This window comes from Exiguobacterium sp. s101 (assembly GCF_018617835.1).
Lineage (GTDB): Bacteria > Bacillota > Bacilli > Exiguobacteriales > Exiguobacteriaceae > Exiguobacterium > Exiguobacterium marinum.
Genome location: NZ_JACSKX010000005.1, coordinates 106,321 through 131,086 on the forward strand (window position 1 = coordinate 106,321; position 24,766 = coordinate 131,086).

Sequence of the window (24,766 nt, forward strand, 5' to 3'; positions counted from 1 at the left end):
ACGCACACAAACTTCCAAAAAATGAGGGGATATTATGTGGATTATCATTGTCGGCTATCTAGTCGGAAGTCTGCTCGGAGGCAGGCTATATGGGTTATTAAGTGGACATGATTTAGCAACATTCGGTTCGAAAAATACCGGTGCACGCAACGCGCATCGCATCGGAGGGGTGAAGGCGTTTCTCATTGTGTATGGATTCGACGTGCTCAAGACGATTCTTATCTTACAGGTGAGCGGACCGTATTTTTGGCAGACGGCGTTCGCGCTCACGCTCGGTCATATTTATCCGTTTTGGCGAATCCGTGCGGGCGGGAAGGGATATGCCGTTTTTTCTGGAATCATATGGGCGTATGACCCGTGGTGGTTTATCGGGGGGCTCCTTTTTCTGTTGATGTTGATTAAAGGAACAGGTAATTCCCGTGAGACGGGACTGGTGATGCTCGTCTTACTTCCATTCGCTGCGCTTGGAAGTGTTGGAGACATCATATGGGCAGTGCTCATCGCAGCTATGATTATCTATCATCATGTAAAGGGGGAAACGAAATGATTATATATCGAAAGGCCGACGTATCAGATTTTGACGCGATTCATCGATTGAATTACGAAACGTTCGTTGAAGAGATTCCGCAACATCCACCGAACTCAGAGCGGCGACTCATCGACCGATTTCGCGAAGAAAATACATATTGGATTGGAGAAGTGAACGGGGAAGTCGTGGCCATGTGTGCATTAAGAGGGAAGCGGCCGTTTTCATTGGAACAAAAAGGAGTGAGCATTCCTGAAGGGGAGTGGCTCGAGATTCGCCTCCTCGCTGTGACCAAACCTTATCGTCGCAATCGCACGTTCGCAGGTCTGATGCGAGCGGTCATCGAAGATGCAACGGATCGCCACATCGATGGCATCGTCATCAGTGGTACGACACGTGAACAATTGCTCTATCATCGATTCGGTTTTTTGCCGTTTGCTGATCCGATTGGTTCAGAAGAAGCGAGATATGTCCCGATGATGTTAACGAGGGATGCTTTTTACGAATCCAAATCAGCGACGACGCTTCGACCGAAAAGTTTGCTCGCGGGTCCCGTCGAATGTTCAGAACGTGTGAGAGCACGACTCTCGAAGCAACCACGTCCGCACCGTTCGAAAGAGACAGGACGACTACTTGAAGCGGTGCAACAAAAACTGTCGGAACGAGTCAAACTTCCTAACATCTATACACTTCTCGGAAGTGGGACGGTCGCAAATGATGCGGTCGCGCCTCGTTTGGAAGGACACGGCGTGATTTTAAACGCTGGCGAATTTGGAGAACGACTGATCGAGCATGCCCGGCGTGTAGACCGCTCGTTTGATGTCATTCGAGTGGACCAAGATGGAAAGTGGGATGTTTCTCAACTTGATCGAATTGCTCCGGACTGGGTGTGGACCGTTCATTGTGAGACATCCCTAGGAATTCTAATTGACTTGGGACCGCTTCATTCGTGGAACGGTGTCATCGCCATCGATGCGATCAGTACGGTTGGGACATTCGATTATGACTATTCCTTTGCGGACTACGTGACCTTCTCCTCAGGAAAGGCGTTACGGAACGCCCCTGGTCTTGCATTCGTTGCGATGAAAGAGCGAGCGGAAGCGCTACGAGATGTACCACGCTACCTGGACTTGTCACTCTACAAACCGATTGCCTTCACACAATCAGAGCCGCTTCTTGCGGCGATGGCGGTCTCGTTAGACGAACTGACGGACGAAGAGGTCGCATCGCATGAAGAGAAGATGGTGGCTCTGATCAACTCGCTCCACGAGAACGGCCTATGTATCGAGGTGAGTCCCGCCCAATCATCTGGTATCATCACGATTCCGGTTCCGTGTGGTCAGTCCTCGATGGAGCTCGGACGACAACTGTCGTATCAGGGCTACCTCGTACAATATGAGAGTGACTACTTAAAACGGGCGAACGTCATTCAAGTGTCGACGATGGGCTGGACGACGCCTCGTATGATGCGTGACGTCGGTTCTTATATCGCGCAGTGGATTCAACAAAAAACCGCCACTTTTAAAAGTGACGGTTCGCTTATACACGAAAATCTTGACGTGCCACGTGACGAACCTTTCGTCCGAGGCGCCTCCAATTGAAATAAGCCAAAACAGAGACGACGCCACCTGACCAAAACAGCCACTCATCTGGTCGGATATAGCCCAGCAGTCCGACTAATAAACCGAGTAACATAACGATGGCATTGAACGTCTGGCGGTGCAAGAGTTCTTTTGATTCCAAGTTTCGTTGGAACATCGCTTGCTCCGACAGGCGTTTTCGCGTCGGTTCTTTTAAGTAGTTGTCGAGAAGCGGGGGAACGTTCAACAATTTCTTCGCATAGTTGATCCCGGTCTTCACATAACGATTTTGTAGCGTCGTCCCGTCTTCCTCGAGCCATTCGATGACAATCGGTTTACCGAGTGTGAACAGGTCGATTTTCGGATCTAAGATTTGCAGAATACCAAGTAAGGTCGAGGCGGCTCGGCCGAAGAAGGCGAATTCTGCCGGGAGTTGAATCGGTTCGTTTTTGACGAGCAGTTGAATGTCTTGTAACACTTTCTCGATCAACCTTGTATCAACGGTGTCGATATCGGTCTCTAAGTAAAAGGTGACGGCTTTCTCTAGCGCTTGACGAATGTTTTGTTTGTTCGCCGTAGGCAAGAGAAAACGTAAATCTTCTAACCCATCGACGATGCTGTCATAGTCGAGGGAGATGAACGCCTGTAAGATGTTTCGAATCGTCGCCATGTCTTGCGCCGTCGTCTGTCCGACCATACCGAAGTCGAGCAGGATGATTGTCCCGTCTGCCCGAATTTGGACATTTCCGGGGTGGGGGTCGGCATGGAACTGTCCACCGAACAACAATTGTTCGGCCGCGAGCGTGAACAGTCGTTCGGCTAGGGCGGAGCGATCAATCTCGTTCTCTTTTAAGAAGGCGAGATCGGTGATGCGTCTTGCGTCGACCCAATCCATCGTCAAGACACGATTCGTACAGAGATGCTCGTGATAATCTGGGATATAGACGTCTGGATTATCAGCATACTTGGCTTTGAAATATAAGGCGTTTTTTAATTCGGTTTGAAAATTTAGTTCATCCCCGATGACAAAAATCATTTGGCGATATAAGCTATCTAAGTCGGTCGATTTTGCGAGGGATGTCCGCTTCAACATCGACGTGACAATCCGCATAGCACGGAAGTCGGTACGGATGATTTTTTCGATATTGGGACGTTGGATTTTGATGGCGACCCGTTTACCGTTTTCAAGTAGGGTGGCACCGTATACTTCTCCGATAGAAGCCGAGGCGACGGCGTCGATTCCGACGTCTTTGACGACTTGTGTGTACGGAACGCCCCATTCCGCCTCTAAAATCGCGCGTGACTTGTCCCAACCGGATGTCGGGACCCGATCGACGAGCTCAGACAGCTCGTTTAAAACGGCTGGTGGCAACAAGTCTGCCCGAATGGATAAGAATTGTCCGAGCTTGATTAACAAGCCCTCGAGCCGCAGGGCGTTGCGTTTATACTCGCGAGCAAGCTTGAGCATGAGTGCTTCGTATTCTTCTGTCGTGGCTACACCTTGTTGTTGTTTACGTGAAAAAGCGTATAAGCGAATGATGAATCGGGCGAACATGGTGACGATAATCCATATGCGGAACAAAGCGATACGTTTCATATTAATACCGACATCCTTTACGACAGTCGCTCGACTGACCTGATTTTTTTGTAACTATACTTTACCATACAATGCGTTGAAGAAAGGGCAAGGGATGTTCATGGAGTGGGAATTGCTCAACGTCGTCGGAACGATTGCGTTCGCGGCGAGCGGAGCCATCATTGCGATGGATGAAAAGTACGATATTTTTGGGGTGTGGCTGCTCGCTTTCATCACGGCCTTTGGAGGCGGTGCGATTCGAAACGTCCTATTAGGAAACCCCGTCAGTTTGATTTGGCAACAGAATGATTTATTTATTTTATGTTTTCTTGTTGCGCTCCTCATCTTCCTGCTACCGAGTGTCGTATTGCCACATTGGGAGCGCTGGGGTGTCATTGTCGATGCCATCGGTCTCGTCGCATTCGCCTTTCAGGGAGCACAAGTCGCAATAAAACTCGATTTACCTCTCTCCGCTGCGATTGCGGCGGCTGTCCTCACTGGGGTTGGGGGTGGAGTCGTCCGCGATTTACTGGCCGGGCGTAAGCCGCTCGTTTTACAGTCTGAAGTGTACGCGATTTGGGCAATTCTCATTGCGGTCATTACGTATTACTTTAAACTTGAAGGTGGTCTTGTCGTCTATACACTTTTAATTGTCGTAGCAACACTTCGAGTGATATCCTACTATCGGAAGTGGAATTTACCAGCACGAAAAGTTAGATAAGGGGGAATAAAAATGAAGATGTTGTTAATAATCGGTGCCGGATTGATGGCACTCGGTGTGGCGCTCGGCGCGTTCGGTGCCCATGCGCTCAAAGAGAGATTGGCGCCGAATATGTTGGCGAACTGGCAGACGGGCGTGCTCTACCACATGGTTCATGCGCTCGGCATCATCGGGGTTGCGGCACTACTCATGCGCGTAAGTATCAGCCAGTTTAACATTGCCGGCTGGCTCATGTTTGCAGGAATTGTCTTTTTCTCCGGAAGCTTATATGTCATGGCACTGACTGGCATCACGAAACTAGGAGCCGTGACACCGATTGGCGGAGTCCTATTCATTGCAGCCTGGATTTTTGTCATCATTGGTGCGATGAAGCTTTAAAAGTAACATATGTATTCAAAATCCATGTCTTTGCTCATGTTTTCATGAAGCAAACGCATGGATTTTTTTGAAGGGTAATTCCATCAATTGGAAAACCTATACATTATCAGTTTAATTATTATTTGAAAATAGGGGAAACCATTTTCTATTTACATAAAACATTACAGAAAGATGTCAAACTGGACGAATAAAAAAGATATTGATAAATAATAAGTTGCATATATTCGTTACCGGCGCTTTTGTTCTTGCGTAATAAAATTGAAATATAACTTTAACAGGAAAATATCTAGCAGTTAGATATAATTAGTCGTGTTGAAACTCAACTGATTGATCGTTTTTGTTACATACTGAAACGGCTTAAAAATATGTAGTTTAACTGGTACCCAGATTTGTCATTTAAGAAAGGATGTACCCCATTCATGAACTGGAAACGCACAGTCTCGACGCTAACGCTTGGTGTGATGCTGATTAGCACACATACAGTCGCGGATGCATCGACCTCGATTAAAGAAAAGCAAGAACAACAACAAAAAGTGCAAGAAAAGCGCGATAGCGTAAAGGAAAATCAGTCGGAAACGTCTTCAAAGATTGAAGTGAACAAAGAAGAGATTTCAAAAGTACAGACAGAAGTCAATAAAATGGACGCGCAATTGCAAGACATCATCAATGATGTTGCGATGAAGCGCCAAGAAATCAAACGTACCGAGATGAAAATCGAGGATCTTGAAGCCGACATTAAAGACTATCAAGAAAAAATGAAGGCGCAAGAAGAAATGATGAAAGAACGTATGGCCACGATGCAAAAGAATGGTGGCGGTTCAATCAATTGGGCTGAGTTCATCTTCGGTTCGAAAAACTTCTCTGACCTCGTCACACGTATGATTACGGCAGGAACGATTCAACGTAGTGACCAAGAGTTGTTCGATGACTATGAAGCGACACAACGGTCGTTGAAAAAAGCACAAGCTGACTTGAAAGCAGAACGTGCTTCACTTCTAGAACAACAAAAAGCACTTGAGGTTCGCCAAGCTGAACTTGAGAAGAAAATGAAACAACGTGAAAAACGTATTAAAGAACTTGAAGAGAAAAACATCAAGTTCGAATCGCAAATCTTCGACCTTCAAGAGATTGAAGCGACGTTAGTGGCACAAGAACAGGCGATTGCGGCTGAAATCGAGGCACAACGTCGTGAAGAAGAGGAAGCTCGTCGTCGTGCTGAAGAAGCAGCTCGTCAAGAGGCGGTACGTAAAGCAGAAGAAGCGCGCCAAGCAGAAGCTGCACGTCAAGCTGAGGCAGCTCGTAAGGCAGAGGCAGAACGAGAAGCAGAAGCGGCTCGTCAACAAGCTGCACAACAAAAGCAGGAAGATAAATCGAATACCCCGTCTTCGTCGTCTTCAAACAATACGACTTCGTCGACATCGGCATCAAAACCTGCACCGGCGCCGAAACCGGCTCCAGCACCGAAACCAACTCCAAAACCTGCACCGACGACGTCGACACCAGCTCCATCTAGCTCGATGTTCATTCAACCTGCTTCAGGACGCTACTCACAAGGATGGGGTCCAGCGAGCGGTGCGTATGGCTACACGTTCCATAATGGTTTAGATATTGCAGGTCCTACAGGGACACCAATCCGTGCATCGGCAACAGGTACGGTCATTCGTGCAGGTTGGGGTGGCGCATACGGGAACCACGTCATGATTGCACACGTTATCAACGGTCAAGTTTGGACGACAGTGTATGCGCACATGAACTCGGTATCTGTCAGCTCAGGACAGCGTGTGACACAAGGATCAAACATCGGAACGCTTGGAAACACAGGGAACTCGTCAGGTCCGCACTTGCACTTTGAGATTCATAAAGGCGGCTACTCATACTCGGCAACGAGCGCAGGTAGCACGGTCAATCCGCGTCAATTTTTCTGATGCCCTATACAAAAAGCTCCTTTCGATTGCGAAAGGGGCTTTTGTGCGTACAAAAACACCCCTTCGCTAATTGCGAAGGGATGCTCGTTAGTTGGCTTGCTCGATGTCGCTTGGACGATCTTGTTTTTTACGCATTTGTTCACGCACGTAATAGATAACCGTCAACCCAATCAACCATGGAATGCCGAACTTCAACAAAATATTGAAGTCAGTGAACCATGTCGTGATCATGAGGCTGAGGAGTAAGATGGCTCCGAGGATTGGAAGGAACGGATAACCAATCATGCGGACAGGGAGATTTCGTCCCGTCCATTTCTTACGGAAGAACAAATGAGAGATGAAGACCATGAACCATGTGAAAATGGCGCCGAACATCGAGATGCCCATTAAGAACGGATATGACGATTCCATAAACATTTGTAATAAAGCAGCCAAAACGATTCCGCCCGTGGAAACAAGTAGTGCGAACATCGGGATGCCGTTTTTGCTGATTTTTTTGAACGCTTTCGGTGCATCACCGGCTTCGGCGAGCGAGTACATCATGCGTGTCGATGCATAGAGTTGCGCGTTCATCGCCGACAAAGCAGCAATCAAAATCACGAAGTTGAGAATGCCGGCTGCGAACGGGACGTCGAACTGTTCCATGACGAGCACGAACGGGCTTTGGTCAATCCCCGCTTGCTGCCATGGGATGAGCATAAGCATGATGGCGAGCGTGATGACATAGAAGAACGTCAGACGGAACACGGTAGCACGTAAAGCGCGTGGTACGGCCTGGTCCGGGTCTTTCGCTTCTCCTGCTGTGACGGCAACGAGTTCGGTTCCGAGGAAGCTGAAGAGGGAGATGAAAATCGTCACCCACATTCCGTAAAATCCGAAAGCGAAGAATCCTTCGTTTCCTGTCGTGATCGATTCAATCGGTGATCCTGGTTCGCCGAACAATGTAGCGGCACCGAGGACGATGAATAGGATAATGGCAGTTACTTTGATGAAGGATAACCAGTATTCAGTCGTCCCGAACGTGTGAACGTGACGGGCATTGACGTAAATGAGTAGTCCACCGAAGAGGGCGACCCAGACGAACCCGTTCACATCAGGGAACCAATAGCGCATATAGATGGCGATCGCACTGACCTCAACCCCTACAGCTAGTACATTTGCGACCCAGTAAGAGTAACGGACGAGAAAGCCTGCGAGTGGATGAACATAGCGCTCGGCAATTGTTCCGAATGATCCGGATGTTGGATGGGCGACCGTCATTTCGGCGAGTGCACCCATCAGTAAGAGGACGATGAACGCCCCGATGGCATAGCTGACGAGTACGCTCGGGCCAGCTGTTTGAATCGCAAGCCCGCTTCCGAGGAAGAGCCCGGTTCCGATGGCGCTCCCGAGGGAAATCATCGTAAGTTGCCGGGTGGACAGCTCGCGTTTTAGTTTGTTTGTTTCCAAAATCGATTCTCCTTTAGCTGAGTGAAATGTTGTTGTGGACGACTATAGCAGACAGAAAAAAACAATGTCAATTCGAAAAACCGGTGAAGGTTCCTTGTTTTCGGGGTGCACATATAGAGGCGAAGTTTTATAATTTTTTTTATTTGACATGGATTCATCTGCCCTGTATAGTACGAGTTAACTTAACTGAAACGAATAAAGGCGTCGACGAAGAGAAGTAACGATGAATCCTGTATGACAGAGAGCTGATGGTTGGTGCGAATCAGTATATAGGACGTCGCGAATGGACTTCTGAGCTCTAAACCGAACTTTGAGTAGGCTTTAGCGGGTTACCCACCGTTATCACGGGGAAGCGGATGATTGTCCGTGAAGTGGGTTTTTCGGAACCAACGAAGGTGGCACCACGGGGTTACTCGTCCTTCTTGTAGCGTAGGCTATGAGGAGACGGGTAACCCCTTTTTCGTTTCAATAACACAAATCGAGGATTGAGAAGAGTAGCGCGAGAAGACGTTTCGTCCAGAGAGTCAGGGATGGTGAGATCCTGACCGAGGCGTCCGCGTGAATGGGCTCATGAGAGCACGACTGAAGAAAGTAGGTCGTGACGGTTTCCCCCGTTATCAGGATACGATGTGATTGCATCGGAGAGTGGATTCTTTGGAATCAACGAGAGGTGGCACCGCGGTCTAGAACCGCCCTCCATACGACGATTGTCGTATGGAGTTTTTTTATACACATTTTTAGTTTTTAGAGGGGGAACCGACGATGATTCAACAATTGGAGACAAACGCGTTATCAACAGCAGATATGAAAGTGGCAGCAAGTGAAATGTTCCAAGCGGATGAAGCACAAATCGAACGAGTGCTACTGGCGATGAAAGAACGCGGGGAAACAGCTGAAGAGATGGCGGGACTCGCGGCATACATTCGAGAAGCAGCTCAGTTCCCCCAAAGCGATTTATCCGTTCTTGATGTTTGTGGCACCGGCGGCGACGGGGCGCATACGTTCAATATCAGCTCGACCGTTGCGTTCGTCTTGGCCGGCCTTGGAGTACCAGTCGCGAAACATGGCAACCGAAGTGTGTCGAGCCGGTCGGGAAGTGCGGACGTCCTCGAGGCATTGAACGTTTCGATTGTGAAAACGGCGGCGGAAGTACATGAAGACTTGGAACGGACGAATCTCAGTTTCCTATTCGCCCAGCATGTCCATCCGATTATGAAACATGTCATGCCGGTCCGTAAACGCCTCGCAACTGCGACCATCTTCAACCAAATCGGGCCGTTGACGAATCCACTTCGTCCGAAGCGACAACTTGTCGGTGTCTACCATCCATCACTACTGAAGAAGATGGCGACCGCGATGCGACATCTCGGCGTGGAGCGCGGCATGGTCGTCCACGGTGCAGGCGGACTCGATGAAGCGAGTCTCGCCGGTGTGAACGACGTGTATTTCTTTGATGGGGAACAGACAGCGCGTTACGCGATCGACCCACGAGATGTCGGCTTGATGCGGGCACCGCTCGAAGCATTACGCGGAGGCACACCGGAAGAGAACGCCGCGACGCTGCTAGCTGTGTTGAACGGAAAGTCAGGACCGGCGCGAGACGTCGTCTTATTGAATGCGGCACTTGCCCTTTGCACGTACGGCACGACCGCAACGCTTCGAGAAGGTGTGATAGAAGCGAAACGCAGTATCGATGAAGGGCACGCCTTGCGCGTATTACAACACTTACAACGTACGGAGGTAGAGGCATGAGCTATTTAACGAAAATCATCGGAACGAAAATTGAAGAAGTGAGTGGCATGCAGCCGATCGATGTCACTGTGACAGAGCCGATTACTCTAGTAGATGTAATGAGCGAGGGATTCCATATCATTTCTGAAATTAAACGGTCGTCTCCCTCGAAAGGAATCATTCGAGAGACGGTCGACGTCGCCGAACGGGCCCGTCAATATGAACAAGCCGGTGCGACGATGATTTCGGTATTGACAGACACGACGTATTTTAATGGGTCCTTTGACGATTTGCGACAAGTCGCCGATGTGGTCACCATCCCGGTGCTCTGTAAGGACTTTATCATCGATGAACGGCAACTCGACTATGCGAAGCATTACGGGGCGAGTGTTGCACTTCTTATCGTGGCGGCCCTACATCCGACACGTCTCCATGAACTGACGCGATACGCTCGCTCCATCGGTCTCAACGTATTGGTTGAAGTACATGACGAAGCGGAGTTACACATCGCACTCGAACTCGATGACGTGTTAATCGGCATCAATAACAGAGACTTAAAAACGTTCGAGGTCGCTCTTGAGACATCAATCGACTTGATGAATCGCTATCCCGACGTCATATTCGTCAGTGAGAGCGGGGTCAGCACCGTCGAAGCGGCAGCGCGTCTGAAAGAAGCCGGCGCAAGTGCCATCCTCGTCGGAGAAGCACTCATGCGTGAAGAAGACCCGACCCGACTACTCGAGGAGTTGAAAACATGTTCGTTAAAATCTGTGGATTAAAGACAGAGGAAGCGGTCCAGGCGGCGGTCGAAGCGGGAGCAGATGCCATCGGGTTCGTATTCGCACCGAGTTCCCGCCAAATCGACGTGAGCAGAGCGAAGGAGCTAGCAGCTTATATTCCCGAATCGGTTCGAATCGTTGGTGTGTTTTTAAATCCTTCAATGGAAGACATCGAGCAAGCGATGGACGTGGGACTGACGGATTTACAAATTCACCATCGGACGCAGTCAATGGAACAACTCCGCACTTTCGGATTACCAATTATCGAGGCATCGACCGAGGAGGCGGCGGATGTGCGATTGATCGATCATCCGACTCCGGGAAGTGGACAGGTATTAGACTGGGGCGCGATTGACCGGCCGAAACATCCATTTTGGCTAGCAGGCGGTCTATCTCCTGACAATGTGAGACAAGCGATTCAAACGATCCAACCAGACGGCGTCGATATCTCGAGCGGTGTCGAGACGGACGGTGTAAAAGATATCAAAAAAATTCGTGCGTTCATTCAACGCGCCAAGGAGGAACTATGATGTATGCACAACCAGTGAACGGAAAGTTTGGACAATACGGTGGAAAGTACATTCCGGAGACACTCATGCAGGCGGTCGAAGAATTGGAGGCTGCTTACGAAGAGGCGAAGCAAGACCCTGAGTTTCAAGAACGCTTCTCTTCCTTATTACGTGAATACGTAGGACGTGAGACGCCACTCTATTATGCGTCGAATCTAAGTCGTCGTCTTGGAACGAACGTCTATTTGAAACGAGAGGATCTGAACCATACCGGTGCCCATAAAATCAACAACACGGTTGGGCAAGCGCTCCTTGCGAAACGGATGGGGAAACAAAAAGTCGTCGCCGAGACGGGGGCCGGTCAGCACGGTGTCGCGACCGCGACGGTATGTGCATTACTCGACCTGGAATGTACCATCTTTATGGGGGAGGTCGACGTCGAGCGCCAAGCGTTGAACGTGTTTCGGATGGAATTGCTCGGAGCGAAGGTCGTTCCCGTCAAATCTGGAAGTCGCACGTTAAAAGATGCTGTCAATGAAGCGCTTCGTTACTGGGTCAAACACGTAGACGATACGCACTATGTGATGGGTTCCGTTCTCGGCCCGCATCCGTTCCCGCAGATGGTTCGTGATTTTCAAAGCGTGATTGGGACAGAGACACGCCGTCAAATCCTCGAACAGACGGGACGGCTACCAGATGCCGTCGTCGCCTGTGTCGGTGGAGGGAGCAATGCGATGGGCATGTTCTATCCGTTTTTGAATGATGAGTCGGTCGCACTCTACGGTGTCGAGGCGGCAGGGAGCGGCATCGATACGGACAAACACGCGGCGACACTCACAAAAGGAGAAGTCGGTGTATTGCATGGGTCACTCATGTATGTGTTGCAAGACGCAGCGGGTCAAATCGAGGAGGCACATTCCATCTCAGCCGGACTCGATTATCCAGGGGTAGGACCAGAGCATAGCTTCTTGAAAGATATTGAACGGGTCCGTTACGCAGCCGTCACGGACGATGAGGCACTCGATGCATGTCTCGCACTCAGTCGACAAGAAGGAATCATACCTGCCTTAGAGTCTTCGCATGCTCTCGCTTACGCAGAAACGCTCGCGAAGACGATGGGAGAAGACGATACACTGGTGATTTGTTTATCTGGACGCGGAGACAAAGACGTCCACACAATCCGAGAGAAGGTGGCAACACGATGAAACTAGAGACAGCGATTCGAGAGCGAGAAGGGGCGGCATTCGTTCCTTATATTATGGCTGGTGACGAAGGGATAGAACGACTCATCCCGACTATTGTTGAGCTAGAACAGATGGGGGCGACGGCGATCGAACTCGGAATCCCATTCTCTGATCCGGTGGCCGATGGACCGATCATTGAGGCGGCAGGAATGCGCGCTCTTGAAGCGGGTGTGACGCTTGAAATGGTGTTGAACCATTTAATAGAAGGAAATGATCGATTTACTGTGCCGATTGTCTTGATGACATACTTGAACCCGGTGTTTCGGTTCGGGGTCCAACCGTTCTTTGACCGGGCGAATGAGTGTGGGGTGAGCGGAGTCATCATTCCAGACCTTCCATTTGAAGAAAGTGTTCAATTGTTTTCGAACGTCGATCGCCAGGAAGTCGCAGTCATCCCACTCGTTACGTTGACGAGCAGCGAGGCACGGACGGCATCCATCTTAGAGAAGGCTGAAGGATTCGTCTATGCGGTCACACTCAAAGGCACAACAGGGAAGACTAATGTGTTCCCGGATGAACTACTCACCCATTTGACTCGATTGACAGAGCAGTCACGTGTTCCCGTCTTAGCAGGATTCGGGGTACATCGTCCGGAACAAGTGCAGACGCTTGGGAATGCATGTGACGGTGTCGTCGTCGGAAGCTTTATCGTCGAGGCACTTCATGAAGGGAGAACAGGCGACGTCGAGACGTTGATTCGTTCGGCAAAACAAATACACGCATAAGAAAACCGGCGCTTCGCATGAAGCACCGGTTATTCGTTTACTCATAATTCCACTCGATCGAGACCGTCTTCCCCAAACTTTTGGTCGAGTTGGTCATGACGGTACATCGAGGCGAGAACGTATAAGAGATCGCCTTCTTCGATAGCTGTCTGTCCGTTCGGCGGAATCAAATATTCGTTTCGGACGATGGCGTTTACTACGGTGTTCGGCGGGAGGGTGATGTCCGCTAGCGTCTTCCCAATCATCGAGGAGCTCTCCGTGACGACATAAGGAACGAGTTTATGTTGGGACTGTTTGCTCGAAACGAGGGCGATTGTATAAGGGGAACGGATTTTATCCGGACCGAGTAGCCCTAACTTCTCGGCAAGTGGAGTCAACGTCGTTCCTTGAATCAAGGCACTGGTCACAACAACGAAGAAGACGGCATTGAATAGAAGTTGACTGTCATCAATTCCTGCGATTAACGGGAAAGTTGCGAGCACGATTGGTACGGCTCCTTTTAGACCGGCCCAAGAAATGAAGAACTTCTCTTTTTTTGTGAACGCCATCCCGAGTGTCGATAAATAAACGGCGATGGGGCGAGCAACGAACATAAGGACAAAGGAAATAAGTATACCTTTCCAAATTAAGTCGGGCTCGATGAGTTGACGAGGGAAGACGAGCAATCCGAGGATGACGAACATGATGATCTGCATGATCCATGCGAGTGCCTCTGAGAACTGGACGATGGTCACTTCGTGCGCCGTATCCGCGTTGCCAACAATCATCGCAGCGATATAGACCGCGAGTAGTCCGCTCCCCAACAAGTAAGCCGTGACACCGTATGTGAGGAATGCCATCGAAATCATCAGAACTGCATGTAGTCCGCTCGATTCTAGTTTCAAATGATTCAACATGAGACGAGACAATTGTCCGAGTAAAAAGCCGATGAATGCTCCGACAACGATTTGAAGGACGAACATCCAAATGCCATCCCATATGGTCGTCTCGGGCTTCAACATAAAGTCGAGGGCGAGAATCGTTAAAAACATCGCCATCGGGTCGTTCGTGCCGGACTCGGCTTCGAGTGTCGCACCGACTTTCGGTGAGATATTCTTTCCTTTGAATGCGGCGAAGACGGCCGCTGCATCGGTCGAACCAATAATCGCGCCGAATAGGAAAGATTCAATCCAATCGAAACCAAATACGAAACGAACGGCCACGGCGACGACAGTCGTCGTAATCAAGACACCAAACGTGGCAAGTGAGGCGGCTGGAACGAGAACGTTCCGCATCGACGTCCATTTCGTCTGGAGACCCCCTTCAAACAAAATGACAATTAATGCAGCGACTCCGATTAACTGTGCCAAATTTGAATCATCGAAGAAGATGAGACCGGTAATGTCACTTCCCATGATCATGCCGATCCCCATAAACAAGATCAAGGCCGGTAAGCCGAATCGAGTCGAGATTCGCGTCGCCATGACACCGGCTACAAGGAGTAGACCGAAAAGTAGAATGAGTACATCAGTACTTATAACAGGTACGGGCAAACACAACACATCCTTTCAATAAACAATACTATTAAGTTCATTGTACCATGAAATCGTCTGATATTTCAGAATTGACGATTAGACAAACCATGCACATTGGAATTGTCGGTTATGAATGTGGTAAAGTAAACACATCATATAAGGAGGGATGATGATGTCTAAAATTCACGTCATTCATGAGAACGAAGAATGGACGAATCACTTGGTTCACCGCTTAGAAGAACTACAGTTACCTTATGAACTATGGCACTTGGACCAAGGGACGATTGATCTCGAAGCAACGCCCCCGGAAGGTGTCTTTTATAATCGTATGAGCGCCTCTTCGCACACACGTGGGCATCGGTACGCCCCTGAATTGACGGAAGGCGTCCTCGCTTGGTTAGAGGCGAACGACCGGACCGTGTTCAACGGCACACGTGCCATCCGTCTTGAAGTGAGCAAGGTCAATCAATATACGGCGCTTCGACGCGAAGGAATCCGTGTACCGAAGACGATTGCGGCAGTTGGTAAGAAGCAAATCATCGAGGCGGCTGAGAAGCTGGGCATGACACCGTTCATCACGAAACATAATCGTGCCGGGAAAGGACTTGGGGTCCAATTGTTCCATACGATCGAAGGACTCAAAGAATATGTATATGGTCCCTCGTTCGAGGACTCGGTTGACGGCATCACGCTCATTCAACAGTATATCGAAGCACCAGAACCGTATATTACCCGCTGTGAATTCATCGGCGGGAAGTTCCTATATGCGGTCCGTGTCGATACGTCGGAAGGCTTCGAGCTCTGCCCGGCAGACGCTTGCTCGATTGAAGACCAGTTCTGTCCGGTCGGGGAGACGCCGCCGGCGAAGTTCGAAATCGTCGAAGGATTCGATGACCCGATCATTCCGCAACTTGAGCAGTTCCTTAAAGTGAATGCGATTGACATCGCCGGGATCGAAATCATCCGAGATGAAGACGGCAACGTCTACGCCTACGACGTCAATACGAATACGAACTATAATTCCGAAGCCGAAGCGAAAGCAGGGCGCTACGGCATGCTTGAATTGGCTACTTTCTTAGGCGACGCACTTCACGTCACCACGACAAAATAAGGGTCAGGCGCTCGCCTGACCCTTTTGCTGTGTATGTTTGAGTTGCTCTTCAAATCGATGTTGGACTAATTCTGCTGTCGGTGCCATTCGTTCGATGAACGAATCTAAACGTTCCGCAGTGTCACGATCGGTTTCTTTAAACACGCGCATCGTTGTTCACCTCGTTGATTAGGATAACTTGCTTACATCATCCTTAATTCCCGAGGTGTTATACGCGTAAACCTTTTACACGCTAAAGAATGTGCTCAAATTTTCTTTCGGTAAGATGTTCCCAACGTAGAAGTCGCCGAACTCACCGTATTTCGCACTCACTTCATCAAAACGCATCTCGTAAACGATTTTCTTGAACTGAAGTGAATCTTCAGCGAAGAGTGTGACGCCCCATTCCCATGCGTCGAATCCAGTCGACCCACCGATGAACTGCTGAATCTTACCAGCGTAACTACGGCCGATCATGCTGTGGCGATACATGAGGTCCTTACGTTCATCCATCGACAACATGTACCAGTTGTCGCCGTCGCGACGAGCCTTGCTCATCGGATAGAAACAGATGTGTGCGGCTTTTGGAAGTGTCGGATAGAGACGTGAGCGGATATGGGGGTTTTGATATGGGTCCCCATCTCCAGATCCACGGTACATCCCGAGCTCGATGACCGACACGTACGAATACGACGGAATCATATAGTCGTATAGCGCTGTTTTGCGGAATGCGCGCTCGACGTCTTCAAGTTCGTTGAATGTCGGGCGAAGCACCATCAAGACGAGGTCTGCCTTTTGACCGAGAATCGAGTAGAAGGCGTGGCTTCCTTCACCTTTTGCTTCAACTTCTTCAAGAGAAGCGAGGAATGTTGTGAACTCGTCAATCATGTGTTGACGCTTTTCGGCATCGACGAGCTTCAAACGAGCCCAATCGATCTTGCGGAAATCATGAAGTGTATACCATCCGTCTAATGTGGCGGCGGCATGTTGTGTATCTGTTGTAGGTACTGGACGTTCTGACATAAAAAATCTCCTTTCGGGACTTGGCTTCGCCGTCTATTTTACCATACACGCTTCACTGACTGGCAACTTTGAGGCACTGTGAGGGTTATCACGATTCATGACGGGTAAAGAACAGAGGACAGAAACATGAAAACGGCTACAAAAATGGCTGTATCAGTCACTTTGGAGAAACTGTTCTATTCATATAATGATTGATTCTAAGCGATTTATGACGAAATGGGCAGAATAGTTTATTTTGAAAAGGGTACTGTGTATAATTGAAATCGCGTAACGACACAAGTCAATGGCAAAACCATTAGCAGTCATGCTGTAAATTGAGAAAAGGGGTTCATTCGTTATGAAATTATTTGAAACGTTGAAGCAAAAAGTCAGCCCGGTTCGTCCGACCATCGTCTTCCCGGAAGGTATCGATGAGCGTGTTCTTGGAGCCGCTGTTCGATTGAAAGCAGACGGCATGGTAGAACCGATCGTCGTCGGTGCGAAAGCAGACGTCGAAGCGGTTGCGACAAAACACGGTTTCGACATCTCAGGTTTAACACAATACGACCCGGCGACGTACGAAGACATCGATGTTCTCGTCGAATCATTCGTCGAGCGTCGCAAAGGGAAAGCGACGGCTGAACAAGCGCGCGAACTCCTCACATCGGACGTGAACTACTTCGGAACGATGCTCGTTCATACAGGAAAAGCAGAAGGTCTTGTCTCAGGCGCGATGCACGCGACGGCTGATACGGTACGTCCGGCACTTCAAATCATCAAAATGCAAACAGGCATCAAAAAGACGTCAGGTGTGTTCATCATGGTGCGTGACGACGAGCAATACGTCTTCTCGGACTGTGCGATCAACATCGCACCAGACGCAACGGACTTAGCAGAAAATGCATTTTTATCAGCAGCGACAGCGAAGACGTTCGGGATCGACCCACAAGTCGCCCTTCTTAGCTTCTCGACAAAAGGTTCTGCGAAGTCACCTGAAACAGAGAAAGTTGTGGAAGCGACACGCCTTGCGAAAGAAAAATCACCGAACCTTCCAATCGATGGAGAACTTCAATTCGATGCAGCATTCGTCCCTAGCGTAGCGGCGAAGAAAGCACCAGGTTCTGATGTGGCGGGTAAAGCGAACGTATTCGTCTTCCCAAGTCTTGAAGCAGGAAACATTGGCTATAAGATGGTTCAACGTTTCGGTGGATTCGAAGCAATCGGTCCAATCCTTCAAGGTCTCAATAAACCAGTAAATGACTTATCACGTGGCTGTAACGAAGAGGATGTCTACAAATTGACACTCATCACAGCAGCACAAGCAATCGACGAGCGCAACGAAGCGTAAGTCCGAAGCATCCTTCTAGGTAGAAGGGTGCTTTTTTCATGTTTTTTTGAGTGGTAGCTGAGGTAAACTAAAAGAGGAATCCAATATCGAAAGGGGAAATACGTATGCAAAATATTCATGCAACTGAATTACGAGAAAAGCTAGAAAACGGGGAGTCGCTCCATATCATCGATGTGCGCGAACAAGACGAATATGACGCAGGGCATATCCCGAACGTACCGCTCTACCCATTGTCTGAATTCCCGCAAGTGACAGAAAAGTTAGCACAGGACAACGTCTACCACGTGATTTGTCGCTCTGGCGGCCGCAGTGTGACGGCGTGTGACCACTTAGAGTCAAACGGATATAAAGTCGTAAACATTGAGGGCGGTATGCTCGCTTGGGATGGCGACATCGAAGCGTGATGTTAGAGAATCCATGGGTCGTCGTTCCTCTTCTCATAGCACTGTATCTCACTGTCTATGCAATGGTGAAGCGGTTTGATTGGGAGAAGTGGCGACTCGTTTGGGCGGTGTGGGTGATGCTCATCATCATCTTGCTGACAATTGAACTCGTAGTGAGTCTATAGAAAATGCGGAACCTTCTTTAAAAGAGGTTCCGCATTTTCTTATGCGTCGTTGCGCTTGTCAAATGTGATTGACGCGATGGCATCATGTTGGTGAATCGACTCTTCGTTACGGCATTCCACAAAGAAGTTCACGACTTGTTTCATCTCGTACAAGTCAGCCGCAATCAAGCGGACCATATCTTCTACGAAACGTGGGTTTTCGTATGCGATTTCAGTCGCACGTTTTTCATCCGGACGTTTAAGGACCGGATGGAGTGGCGCTGAGGCGTTCGACTCCGCCGCATCGAGAAGGGCTGCACGCCAGTCGAACCCATCCATCGACGTCTCATCAAGACCTGCTTCGATCGTGATGTACCCACGTTGGTTATGGGCGCTGTACTCACTGATTTCTTTGGAACATGGGCAAAGCGTCGTGACATTGATGACGAGACCGACTGTCACATTTGCGACGCCCGTTTCGAGGTTATATGTCACGCGGTGCATCACATCTGCGTTCATCAAACCACTGAGGCCTGTCACAGGTGCTTTACGCGTGAAGAACCACGGGTAACGAATTGTCAATTGTCCTTCCGTTTGCTCCATACGCTCCGCGAGCTCTTGTGCGAACTCGATTAACGAACGGTTTGACACAGTCCATCCTTGTTGATGGTACGCATCGAGCTGTTCCGTCAAACGGGACATGTTGATTCCTTTACGATCTTGAACGAGCGATGTCGTCAATTCGAAGGTAGCAACTGTTGACTGGACCCCTTCTGACGTCTCGACGTTCACAGGGTGCTTCACGTTTGAAATTCCAACACTATCAAGAGCGAATAAGAAGTTTTTCGGTGTATTTTGTAAATCGACCATCTGTTCTTTCTCGGTCGGTTTTGTTCCTTTAATCGGTGGGACCGACCCGAACAATTTATGTCGTTCTGCTTTAGTAGGTAAAGCGACATGGCTTGTAGACATAATCGGATTCTCCTTTTTTAGAGCGGTTCAAGCGACCACTCGTTCTTGTTAGGATTTTATCACGAAATGATGGCTGAACGGGTATGATTTTGCTCTCAAAACGTGTTTTGAATATGCAATCCTAAAAAAACCTTCAGATATTGAAGAAAGAGGATTGATTTACTTTGTGAACGGGAATAAAATGGTCCTGTGAACTTAAAAAATAGATCACTATTAAATATGAAGGAATTGAAAGAAAAAAGGAGATGTTGTTATGGATTGGCAGTTAGTCCTGCAGTATGCCTGGATTGTCGTCGTTCTCGTCGGTTTAGAAGGCTTGTTATCTGCAGACAACGCGCTCGTCTTGGCTGTCATGGTCAAGCATTTGCCACGTACAGAGCAGAAGAAGGCATTGTTCTACGGACTCCTTGGGGCGTTCGTTTTTCGCTTTATCGCATTGTTCTTAATCTCGTTCTTAATTAACGTATGGCAAGTTCAAGCGCTCGGTGCGCTTTACTTGATTGGAATGAGTGCGCGTCATCTGTATATGACGTATAAGGCGAGAAAAATGGAGCCACAGCAAGATTTGGCAGCAGAAGCGAAAGAAGAGACGGCCGTCACAGAACGACCTGTTTCGAAGAAAGAGTTTTGGCTCACTGTCGCGAAAGTTGAGTTTGCGGATATCGCCTTTGCGGTCGACTCAATCTTGGCAGCGGTTGCGCTCGCGGTCAGCTTGCCACCGCTCGGTCTCGGGGAAATCGGTGGGATTGACTCAGGTCAGTTCTTCGTCGTCTTGACGGGTGGACTCATCGGGGTCGTCTTGATGCGATTCGCGGCTCGGATTTTTGTCAAGTTGCTTCATCAACGTCCTACACTTGAAACAGCCGCTTTTATTATCGTCGGTTGGGTCGGGGTCAAGTTGACGGTCCTCGTACTTGAACATCCAGGTTTCAAAGAATTGATTGCCGGGACACCATTCGAATTCATGGGGCTCCCGGATGGATTCGTCCACTCGGCAGCTTGGACGATTTTCTTCTGGTCAGTCATGGTCGGGATTGCGTTATGGGGCTGGTTCTCATCGAAACCGATAGCGGTCAAACACTGAGTTTAGATAGATCGTATATAAATCCCCTCCGAACCTCAGATGTTCGGAGGGGATTTTTGTAGGCGTTTCATCGAGAGAAAGGAATACACGCCTCCGTTCGTCTCCTGCACGAACGTTTCTTCTGGGATGAAATCGAGTGATTCATATAACCGGATGGCTCGCTTGTTGAACGTGGCGACGGCGAGACGTACTGTACGAGTCCCATATGTCGCCTCGATCCAAGTTAGAATCGAAGTGAGGAATCGATGTCCGTTGCCGCTCCCCGTCAAATCAGGGCGCATGCCGAGACCAATGGAAACGGTGTCCGTTGATTCGAATTGTAACGTGACAAAGCCGATAAGCTCGCCAGATTCAAGGATGGCGAACGTCGTGTCTCCCCGTTACTTCGCATCTAAAAATGAGGCGAGATTTTCCTCGTCGGCGTCCATATTGTAAAACGCATATTCACCTTCATAGCGCCACTCGAAGGCAATTTGTTCGGCTTGGTCTTGTGTGAGTGGATGAAACGTATGATTCATGATATTTTCTCGTCTCTGGTTGAAATGGACGTGCTACACTCAAATCGTATCATGAAACGAAGAGGAGGGAATGGGATGACAATCAAGTTGGACATGGTCGGAATCGTCGTGACGGATATGAAGCGGTCGCTCGATTTTTATCGGGCACTCGGGTTTGAGATTCCGGAAGCGATGAATGGGGAAGCGCATGTGGATATTGATGAAGGCGGCGTGCGTCTCGCGTTCGATACGGTGGAAGTGGCCGAATCGGTATATGGGGAATGGAAACAAGCAGAAGGACATCGGATCGAACTTGCCTTCTTATGTGAAAGCCGTGAGTCGCTTAATGCATTGTATGACTCTGTCCTTGAACAAGGCTATGTGTCACACAAAGCCCCATGGGACGCGTTTTGGGGACAGCGTTACGCAATTCTGTACGATGCGGATGGGAATTTGATCAGTCTGTTCGCTTCATAATCAATAATCCCGGGCCAAATGGCCCGGGATTATTGATTATCGTGGCACTCTCCCCATGAACAAAGGGCATTCATGGCGGGTTGCAGTCCGAGGGCGCCTTCGGTTAATGAATATTCGACGTGAAGCTGCTTCTCCGTCGAATAATCGACACGACGAACCATGCCGAGCTGTTCAAGCTCACGCAATTGGTCGGTCAACACTTTTCGGCTGACCTCAGGAATCGCCCGTTGAATATCAGAGAAACGGAGCGGTCCATCTTGAAGCGTGCAATACACTTGAGGGCGCCATTTGCCGCCGATAATCTCGAGTGCGCGGTTGACGGGGAACGATGTGGTCATGTTCAATGAGCCTCACTTTCGGGTAGTTACTTCAATGTGCGTACTTTTTTTCTTGCTTCAATGACAGTATCTTATCGTTATCCGACAAATTGAGCAAACAAAAAGGAGTAGATGAAACATGACGTATCCAAGAACATTTTCACACATCGGTCTTTCTGTACCGAGCGTAGCCGAGGCCGTTACATTTTATGAGGACGTGATGGGATGGTATACCATCATGACACCTTCAGACGTCATCGAGGACGATTCACCAATCGGAGTGATGTGTACTGACGTCTTCGGACCAGGCTGGGGCAAATTCCGTATTGCCCACATGTCAACGGGAGATGGGATTGGAATCGAGTTATTTGAGTTCCCGAATAACGAGACACCAGAAGACAACTTCGAATTTTGGAAGACAGGGATCTTCCACTATTGTGTACAAGACCCTGATATCGAAGGACTCGTCGAGAAGATTGTCGCTCATGGCGGCAAACAACGGATGCCGATTCGTGAGTACTACCCAGGCGAAAAACCGTATCGCATGGTGTACTGCGAAGATCCATTCGGTAACCTCGTTGAAATTTATTCACACTCATACGAACTTACGTATTCGGAAGGAGCTTATTAAACATGAAAGCATGGCTACTCGACCAACCTGGTCTGGATCATCTGCATATTGGAGAAATCGACCGACCGACACCTGAAGCCGGAGAATTATTGATTCGTGTCGAGGCGGTCGCCTTGAACCCGATCGATTATAAAGTCGGATCGAATGGCAATCCGAATTGGTCTTATCCACACATTCTCGGTGTCGATCTCGTTGGAGAAGTCGTCGAGGTCGGTTCGAGTATCGCCAACATCATTACCGGTTCGCGTGTGGCCGTTCATACGGATCTTTCGAAATATGGAGGGTTCGCTGAGTATACGGTCGTTGATGCCCGGGCATGTGCGGTCGTTCCGAAAGGTGTGAGCGACGAAGCGGCTGCCTCGATTTTATGTGCTGGAATGACAGCGTATGAAGCGGTCATGCAGAAACTGAATACACGGAATAAAGAAACGATTCTCGTGCATGCTGGTGCAGGTGGTGTTGGTGGCTTTGCCATTCAGCTCGCAAAACGCCTCGGGCTAAAGGTCTTCACGACGGCATCTCCCGAGAACGTTGAATGGGTAGAGTCGCTTGGTGCGGATGTGGCAATCGACTACAACGTCGAGGACGTGACGGCACGAATCATGGAAGAGACGGATGGACGTGGTGTCGACTTGATTTTGAACACGGTCGGTCGCGACATCGCGACCGCCGACTTAGATCGTCTCGCGTTTAGTGGACACCTCGCCTATATCGCCGGTCCACCAGACATGACGAACATGAAAGGGTTCACATTATCCCCTTCGATTCACGAGGTGGCGCTCGGGGCGGCGCATGCGAGCGAGGACGAACATGCGATTCGCAACTTGGCGTATATGGCCGAAGAGTTGATGCACTTGCTTGAAGCGGGTGAACTGAACGACCTCGTCACAGAAGTGTTATCTTTCGACCAATTGAAAGAAGGTCTCGAAAAACTACAAACGCGAAAAGTGCGCGGTAAACTCATCGTCCGGATTCGCGACTGAGTATGTGGCTCCCTGTTATACTGACAGGGAGTTTATTTGTTGAGGAGGGGAACAAATGGAGCGATTGATCGACACGTATCGTCAGACGAACGTTCAATTGAGCGGTCACGGGAAGCGAGAAGTCGGGGTATTGAAACGCGCATTTGAACAGGTGCGTGAAGATGAGCCGAGTGACCAGTATGGACAGGGCAAAACGATTCAACAGTTCGAAGAGAAGATGGCGCACGTTCTTGGGAAAGAATCGGCGGTATTCTTTCCGAGTGGCACGATGGCGCAACAGATTGCGCTACGCATTTGGTGTGATGAAGCAGGGAAGAAGGCGGTCGCATACCATCCACTCTGTCACCTTGAAATCCATGAGCAGGACGGCTTGAAAGAGTTGCATCACATCGAACCGATTTTAGTCGGGGACGAAAACAGGCTGATGACACTCGAAGAGATTCAAGCGTTGCCGGACATCGCCTGTCTGTTGCTCGAACTTCCGCAACGGGAAATCGGAGGAGAATTGCCAACGTTCGAGGAACTTGTGGCAATTCATGAACACTGTCGTGACAAACGGATTTATCTACATCTGGATGGTGCACGACTGTTCGAATCGCTCCCGTATTATGAGAAAGAAGCGTCTGAGATATGTGCGCTCTTCGATAGCGTGTACGTTTCGTTCTATAAAGGAATTGGTGGCATTGCCGGTGCCATTCTTGCTGGACCGAAGGCGTTTTGTGAGACGTCGAAAGTATGGAAGCGACGTTACGGCGGTGACTTGATCAGCCTTTATCCATACATCCTTTCCTCGGATTATTATTATGAGTTGCGAAAAGACAAAATGCAGGGATATCGCGATGCTGCCGTACAATTGGCAGCACGATTCAACGAACTCAACGGTGTCTGGACGACCCCACTTATTCCGGTCACGAATATGTTCCACTTACATTTCCAAGGGGATGAAGAGGAAGTGCGCGAGCGGATGGCACGCATCCAACAAGAAACCGGGGTTGGCATTACAGGGCATCTCGTAGAAAAAGATGGATACTGTTCAACGGAAATCAGCATCGGGGATGTCTACAGTCATATAACCTCTAATCAACTCGATGATGTATTTAGGCAATTCAACTCTAAATAAATATAAAGAACGCTGAAGAGATGTTTCTCTTCAGCGTTCTT

The 24,766-nt window shown here is 49.2% G+C and carries 28 protein-coding genes and 2 other annotated features; of the genes, 19 read left to right on the forward strand and 9 right to left on the reverse strand.

What is annotated here, in order from left to right:
- Positions 1–34 precede the first annotated feature (34 nt).
- Both KNO76_RS06240 and KNO76_RS06245 read left to right on the forward strand, forming a co-directional pair.
- A complete protein-coding gene (locus tag KNO76_RS06240; protein ID WP_214883672.1) occupies positions 35–547 on the forward strand; it encodes a glycerol-3-phosphate acyltransferase in 513 nt (170 codons plus the stop codon).
- Entirely contained in the window at positions 544–2,127 is a 1,584-nt protein-coding gene (locus tag KNO76_RS06245) for a GNAT family N-acetyltransferase (RefSeq protein WP_214883675.1), read from the forward strand. The genes KNO76_RS06240 and KNO76_RS06245 overlap by 4 nt, the downstream gene beginning before the upstream one ends.
- Here KNO76_RS06245 and KNO76_RS06250 read toward each other — a convergent pair.
- On the reverse strand, positions 2,066–3,703 hold the full coding sequence (locus KNO76_RS06250; protein WP_026824968.1) for an ABC1 kinase family protein: 1,638 nt from the start codon (positions 3,701–3,703) through the stop codon (positions 2,066–2,068). The genes KNO76_RS06245 and KNO76_RS06250 overlap by 62 nt on opposite strands.
- 94 nt (positions 3,704–3,797) lie before the next feature.
- On the opposite strand from KNO76_RS06250, the gene KNO76_RS06255 reads away from it, so the two are divergent.
- The 3 genes from KNO76_RS06255 to KNO76_RS06265 all read left to right on the forward strand — a co-directional run bounded on the left by KNO76_RS06255 (position 3,798) and on the right by KNO76_RS06265 (position 6,706).
- A complete protein-coding gene (locus tag KNO76_RS06255) occupies positions 3,798–4,403 on the forward strand; it encodes a trimeric intracellular cation channel family protein (protein WP_034770820.1) in 606 nt (201 codons plus the stop codon).
- Positions 4,404–4,415: 12 nt separating this feature from the next.
- A complete protein-coding gene (locus tag KNO76_RS06260) occupies positions 4,416–4,781 on the forward strand; it encodes a DUF423 domain-containing protein (protein WP_214883689.1) in 366 nt (121 codons plus the stop codon).
- 419 nt (positions 4,782–5,200) lie between these two features.
- Positions 5,201–6,706, forward strand: a complete 1,506-nt coding sequence (locus tag KNO76_RS06265) for a murein hydrolase activator EnvC family protein (protein ID WP_214883691.1) — start codon at positions 5,201–5,203, stop codon at positions 6,704–6,706.
- 87 nt (positions 6,707–6,793) lie between these two features.
- Here the strand turns inward: KNO76_RS06265 and KNO76_RS06270 are convergent, their stop codons facing one another.
- Positions 6,794–8,107 (reverse strand): amino acid permease, encoded by a 1,314-nt coding sequence (locus tag KNO76_RS06270; RefSeq protein ID WP_251127919.1) that lies wholly within the window; start codon positions 8,105–8,107, stop codon positions 6,794–6,796.
- A gap of 243 nt (positions 8,108–8,350) precedes the next feature.
- Positions 8,351–8,579: a binding site (T-box leader), on the forward strand.
- Positions 8,580–8,627: 48 nt separating this feature from the next.
- Positions 8,628–8,855: a binding site (T-box leader), on the forward strand.
- A 62-nt stretch (positions 8,856–8,917) separates the two neighbouring features.
- Here KNO76_RS06270 and trpD point away from each other — a divergent pair.
- Genes trpD through trpA form a run of 5 tightly spaced genes read left to right on the forward strand, consistent with a single transcriptional unit; the run spans position 8,918 to position 13,143 of the window.
- A complete protein-coding gene (trpD, locus tag KNO76_RS06275; RefSeq protein ID WP_214883695.1) occupies positions 8,918–9,907 on the forward strand; it encodes an anthranilate phosphoribosyltransferase in 990 nt (329 codons plus the stop codon).
- A complete protein-coding gene (gene trpC / locus KNO76_RS06280) occupies positions 9,904–10,665 on the forward strand; it encodes an indole-3-glycerol phosphate synthase TrpC (protein WP_214883698.1) in 762 nt (253 codons plus the stop codon). The genes trpD and trpC overlap by 4 nt, the downstream gene beginning before the upstream one ends.
- Positions 10,641–11,195: a phosphoribosylanthranilate isomerase gene (locus tag KNO76_RS06285; protein WP_214883700.1), complete on the forward strand. Its 555-nt coding sequence runs from the start codon at positions 10,641–10,643 to the stop codon at positions 11,193–11,195. Before trpC ends, KNO76_RS06285 begins: the two co-directional genes overlap by 25 nt.
- On the forward strand, positions 11,192–12,379 hold the full coding sequence (gene trpB, locus KNO76_RS06290) for a tryptophan synthase subunit beta (RefSeq protein WP_026824976.1): 1,188 nt from the start codon (positions 11,192–11,194) through the stop codon (positions 12,377–12,379). The genes KNO76_RS06285 and trpB overlap by 4 nt, the downstream gene beginning before the upstream one ends.
- Positions 12,376–13,143: a tryptophan synthase subunit alpha gene (gene trpA / locus KNO76_RS06295; RefSeq protein WP_214883703.1), complete on the forward strand. Its 768-nt coding sequence runs from the start codon at positions 12,376–12,378 to the stop codon at positions 13,141–13,143. Before trpB ends, trpA begins: the two co-directional genes overlap by 4 nt.
- Before the next feature lie 41 nt (positions 13,144–13,184).
- On the opposite strand, the gene KNO76_RS06300 is transcribed toward trpA, so the two are convergent.
- Complete coding sequence (locus KNO76_RS06300) at positions 13,185–14,675, reverse strand: potassium/proton antiporter (RefSeq protein WP_026824978.1); 1,491 nt, start codon at positions 14,673–14,675, stop codon at positions 13,185–13,187.
- Between the two features lie 154 nt (positions 14,676–14,829).
- Here KNO76_RS06300 and KNO76_RS06305 point away from each other — a divergent pair, with 154 nt between their 5' ends.
- Positions 14,830–15,768: an ATP-grasp domain-containing protein gene (locus tag KNO76_RS06305; protein ID WP_214878802.1), complete on the forward strand. Its 939-nt coding sequence runs from the start codon at positions 14,830–14,832 to the stop codon at positions 15,766–15,768.
- A gap of 3 nt (positions 15,769–15,771) precedes the next feature.
- Here the strand turns inward: KNO76_RS06305 and KNO76_RS06310 are convergent, their stop codons facing one another.
- Both KNO76_RS06310 and hemQ read right to left on the reverse strand, forming a co-directional pair.
- Positions 15,772–15,918: a hypothetical protein gene (locus tag KNO76_RS06310; protein WP_012727492.1), complete on the reverse strand. Its 147-nt coding sequence runs from the start codon at positions 15,916–15,918 to the stop codon at positions 15,772–15,774.
- 75 nt (positions 15,919–15,993) lie between these two features.
- The gene (hemQ, locus tag KNO76_RS06315; RefSeq protein WP_214883707.1) at positions 15,994–16,770 is read right to left on the reverse strand and encodes a hydrogen peroxide-dependent heme synthase; all 777 of its coding nucleotides are present in this window, start codon (positions 16,768–16,770) and stop codon (positions 15,994–15,996) included.
- A gap of 337 nt (positions 16,771–17,107) precedes the next feature.
- On the opposite strand from hemQ, the gene pta reads away from it, so the two are divergent.
- The 3 genes from pta to KNO76_RS06330 all read left to right on the forward strand — a co-directional run bounded on the left by pta (position 17,108) and on the right by KNO76_RS06330 (position 18,665).
- Positions 17,108–18,097: a phosphate acetyltransferase gene (gene pta, locus KNO76_RS06320; protein WP_214883710.1), complete on the forward strand. Its 990-nt coding sequence runs from the start codon at positions 17,108–17,110 to the stop codon at positions 18,095–18,097.
- A 104-nt stretch (positions 18,098–18,201) separates the two neighbouring features.
- Entirely contained in the window at positions 18,202–18,501 is a 300-nt protein-coding gene (locus KNO76_RS06325; protein WP_214883713.1) for a rhodanese-like domain-containing protein, read from the forward strand.
- A complete protein-coding gene (locus KNO76_RS06330; RefSeq protein ID WP_026824983.1) occupies positions 18,501–18,665 on the forward strand; it encodes a hypothetical protein in 165 nt (54 codons plus the stop codon). The genes KNO76_RS06325 and KNO76_RS06330 overlap by 1 nt, the downstream gene beginning before the upstream one ends.
- A 39-nt stretch (positions 18,666–18,704) precedes the next feature.
- On the opposite strand, the gene folE2 is transcribed toward KNO76_RS06330, so the two are convergent.
- Positions 18,705–19,616: a GTP cyclohydrolase FolE2 gene (folE2, locus tag KNO76_RS06335; protein WP_214883716.1), complete on the reverse strand. Its 912-nt coding sequence runs from the start codon at positions 19,614–19,616 to the stop codon at positions 18,705–18,707.
- A 253-nt stretch (positions 19,617–19,869) separates the two neighbouring features.
- Between folE2 and KNO76_RS06340 the strand changes: the two genes are divergently transcribed.
- Positions 19,870–20,700 carry a TerC family protein gene (locus KNO76_RS06340; protein WP_214883719.1) on the forward strand — a complete coding sequence of 277 codons (831 nt, stop codon included), beginning with the start codon at positions 19,870–19,872 and terminating at the stop codon, positions 20,698–20,700.
- Positions 20,701–20,735: 35 nt separating this feature from the next.
- Here KNO76_RS06340 and KNO76_RS14035 read toward each other — a convergent pair whose 3' ends face one another.
- The gene (locus tag KNO76_RS14035) at positions 20,736–21,059 is read right to left on the reverse strand and encodes a GNAT family N-acetyltransferase (RefSeq protein ID WP_353047878.1); all 324 of its coding nucleotides are present in this window, start codon (positions 21,057–21,059) and stop codon (positions 20,736–20,738) included.
- 21 nt (positions 21,060–21,080) lie between these two features.
- Positions 21,081–21,218 (reverse strand): hypothetical protein, encoded by a 138-nt coding sequence (locus tag KNO76_RS14040; RefSeq protein WP_251127910.1) that lies wholly within the window; start codon positions 21,216–21,218, stop codon positions 21,081–21,083.
- A 75-nt stretch (positions 21,219–21,293) separates the two neighbouring features.
- Between KNO76_RS14040 and KNO76_RS06350 the strand changes: the two genes are divergently transcribed.
- The gene (locus KNO76_RS06350; RefSeq protein ID WP_214883722.1) at positions 21,294–21,674 is read left to right on the forward strand and encodes a VOC family protein; all 381 of its coding nucleotides are present in this window, start codon (positions 21,294–21,296) and stop codon (positions 21,672–21,674) included.
- 29 nt (positions 21,675–21,703) lie between these two features.
- Here the strand turns inward: KNO76_RS06350 and KNO76_RS06355 are convergent, their stop codons facing one another.
- Positions 21,704–22,012 carry a winged helix-turn-helix transcriptional regulator gene (locus KNO76_RS06355; RefSeq protein WP_214883724.1) on the reverse strand — a complete coding sequence of 103 codons (309 nt, stop codon included), beginning with the start codon at positions 22,010–22,012 and terminating at the stop codon, positions 21,704–21,706.
- Between the two features lie 118 nt (positions 22,013–22,130).
- Here KNO76_RS06355 and KNO76_RS06360 point away from each other — a divergent pair, with 118 nt between their 5' ends.
- From KNO76_RS06360 to KNO76_RS06370, 3 genes are read left to right on the forward strand one after another with little or no spacing between them, the layout of a single operon-like run.
- Positions 22,131–22,622: a lactoylglutathione lyase family protein gene (locus KNO76_RS06360; protein ID WP_214883727.1), complete on the forward strand. Its 492-nt coding sequence runs from the start codon at positions 22,131–22,133 to the stop codon at positions 22,620–22,622.
- A gap of 2 nt (positions 22,623–22,624) precedes the next feature.
- Positions 22,625–23,605 (forward strand): zinc-binding dehydrogenase, encoded by a 981-nt coding sequence (locus KNO76_RS06365; protein ID WP_214883730.1) that lies wholly within the window; start codon positions 22,625–22,627, stop codon positions 23,603–23,605.
- 55 nt (positions 23,606–23,660) lie between these two features.
- Positions 23,661–24,725 (forward strand): threonine aldolase family protein, encoded by a 1,065-nt coding sequence (locus KNO76_RS06370; protein WP_214883733.1) that lies wholly within the window; start codon positions 23,661–23,663, stop codon positions 24,723–24,725.
- The last annotated feature ends 41 nt before the right edge of the window (positions 24,726–24,766 follow it).